Origin of the sequence: Vibrio sp. 1562 (assembly GCF_033340155.1) — a bacterium.
In the GTDB taxonomy this organism is placed as follows: Bacteria; Pseudomonadota; Gammaproteobacteria; order Enterobacterales; family Vibrionaceae; genus Vibrio; species Vibrio alginolyticus.
In genome coordinates this window covers 1-706 of sequence record NZ_JAWOVY010000336.1, presented here as the reverse complement: position 1 = coordinate 706, position 706 = coordinate 1, and the positions used below count along the sequence as shown (strand labels likewise).

At 48.3% G+C, this 706-nt stretch carries 1 protein-coding gene; it reads right to left on the bottom strand.

Annotation, left to right across the window (positions count from 1 at the left end):
• Positions 1-44: 44 nt before the first annotated feature.
• Positions 45-617, bottom strand: coding sequence for a type IV conjugative transfer system lipoprotein TraV (gene traV, locus R7Z49_RS25040; protein ID WP_139175592.1), 573 nt, complete (start codon positions 615-617; stop codon positions 45-47).
• Positions 618-706 lie beyond the last annotated feature (89 nt).

Sequence of the window (706 nt, the reverse complement as noted above, 5' to 3'; positions counted from 1 at the left end):
AATGGTCATTAGGCGCTGAGTTTGAATGGTGCGAACTGCATTTGTCATTCGTTAGTTTCTCCGTAGATACTCAAGTTATCGCGCTTACCATCAGCTCCCGCTGAGGTTGAATCGCTCTGAGTCTGAAGTGGACGTAGCACAGGCGAAACCATTCGAGGTGCTGACACCCCAATATCCCACCGGCGCGGTTCAATTTCGGTAAACACGTAGCTGGATAAATTCAGATCTCCACGGTCATCCTCCCAAGGCGCAATCCAAATTCGCATCACCCTTGAAGGAATGCGAATAGGTGCAGATTGCTGCGTCTCAGGTAATGCTGGATGGCTCAGCAGTCCTGTCTCTAAATCAGATTGTGAATACCCAGAGGGAGAACCAATTCGAGTCGCCACAGCATCAATCGTCTTGGGTGCAGCGCCATTACTGGTAAGCTCATAGACTTCACGAGCGGATAAACAGCGCACACCGTCAGGCATACCTGGGCATCCATATTCACTACTCCCAAGACCCAATGAACTACAGCCAGACAATAAGGTTGAGCCGACTGCCAATAAAAGTAATCCAGCTTTAGACCACTGTTTTGACTGGTGCTTTGGGTTGTTCTGCATTGATGTCGTCATGGTTAACTCTCCTCTGGATACACATCTTATTGTCTGAAACGGACTTCGATCGGTTAGCAACATGCAGGATTTTTTCATCTTCTTGCACC

Bases quoted from the DNA above. Each gene is read 5' to 3' on its own strand.
- traV (WP_139175592.1), bottom strand. From the start codon at position 617: ATGACGACATCAATGCAGAACAACCCAAAGCACCAGTCAAAACAGTGG.